At 45.2% G+C, this 1,879-nt stretch carries 1 protein-coding gene; it reads right to left on the reverse strand.

The window, feature by feature from the left end; all coding sequences use genetic code 11:
* Positions 1–1,879: DUF2341 domain-containing protein (locus J7J01_08150; protein MCD6210838.1), on the reverse strand; the 1,879-nt coding region annotated here is incomplete at both ends.

Below are 1,879 nucleotides of genomic sequence, written 5' to 3' on the forward strand. Positions count from 1 at the left end.
ACCCATCAGCCGAGCGTAATCTCGGATTTGACCAGCCGTAAAAATGTGTATGCTCTCCATATTCTATATAATTGCTCCAGTCCTCATAGAATGATGCCACGGTAGATGCATTGCTCGGTGATAAGACATCAGCGCACGCAGAACAGCCGTAAAAAACGTGGAGCGTGCACGGCACAGATACATTCGTGAATAACACACTCCCGTTTGGTGAGAACCACGCAACCCAGAAAGGCACTTCTTCCTCACCTCTGAACACACGGATGTCTGAACCATCCTCCAAAGAGCGGTTGTAAACATCCGGCGACAGCTCTATCGGCACCGCAACATCGCTTAAATCGTCGCCTCTCACATTTATCTTGACGGTTGTGTTGTATTGCCACTTGAGGTCAGGATTGACATGAATGCGCTTACTGATGCGCTTACTCTCATTTTGAAGCTGAAAGAGAGAGACACTCAACGAATAACTGCCGGCATGTGGCGGAGTCCATCTGAACGAGAATGTGCGAGATGACCTGTGAGGCACTTCTCCTCCCCGCACATCGTCAAATACGACAACAGAAACATCCTCATCGTATATTGTCATGCGAACAGTCACATTTGCATCCGCCTCACCTGTGTTTTCAACAAGCACGCGCATATCAGAAGTCGCATTCGCATAAAAAGTGGCGTTCTTAACGCTGACATTCAGCTCAGGCTTCCCTATGTTCGCACAAACAACCGGGTGATTCATGCCAAATATCGCAAAATAGCCCGTTGACCTGACACGGAGAGCAATCCTCGTAATATTGAAGAATTCCGGGACTTCAATGCCCTTACTGCGCAAATCTTCTCGCAAATTGCGGTGTATATGCCACACATGCCCCTCTGGCTTCGGGTAGAAAGCGAAATAAAGCGTATCATCAGTGTCTTCAGGAAGTTGATTTGATAAATTGTACCACAGATGATAAATTTTGCCTGAAACATTCACATCTATTATGTATGATACTGAATCGGCACGAGCATCAGCACAGAAGAAGGCATTGCTCACATTCATGGAAAGCTCACGATACAGTTCAGCACTTCTCGCTTGTGATTCCCAGTCCTCAAAGAATGAGGCGATAATTGTCTCATTGCGATGATTGACGGTGCAATTTCCGTAGCATAGATGCACGACACCTGAATTTGAATCCGTTTTGAACCATATTCTGCTTATTCCTGATGTGTTCCACTCCTCTATCCAGTATGGCAGGTCCTCTCCTTTATCGTTTTTTATCCGCAAATCAGAGCCATCCGGATTAACTTTCGCATAGTCAAATATTGAAGGGTCAAGGGTGAGCAGCACAGTCGCATTTTTTATTGCAAAAAAAGGCTTCAAACTCACATTCTTCATGAATGCAAAGCCCCAGTATTTCAGAGCATTCACACACACATCCCAGCTCATAATGTTGTTCGTTTCATTCAGTTCATCCACGATGTTCTTCTCATCTGCCTTCACGATGAGCGTGTAATTCCCTTCTTTTGGGGGAGTCCAGATGAATTCAACGATTCTTGAGCTTTTGTGAGGTACCGTTATCGTTTTATTTGCAATTTCTTGAGGCTCACTCACGCCACTCACGTTATCATTATCATTATCATTATCACGAGCATAAAGTGCGACTAAGAAGTTGCGGGCGTCAGCAGTGCCTTTATTCGTGACATTCACAAGTATCTGATTGGGGAAATTTGCGTAACGTGAACGATATCTTGATGAGATATTTGAGATTGTGACATCAGCGAGTCCGAAATCGACGAATGGTTCTCGTTCTGCACCTGTGCACTTCCTTAATCGAACATTGTCCACGAAGCTGCTCACATTGTAGTTCCACCAGTTGTTCGCTGCGAAGAAGCCCAAATCTGTGTT

Source organism: Methanophagales archaeon (assembly GCA_021159465.1).
Lineage (GTDB): Archaea > Halobacteriota > Syntropharchaeia > Alkanophagales > Methanospirareceae > G60ANME1.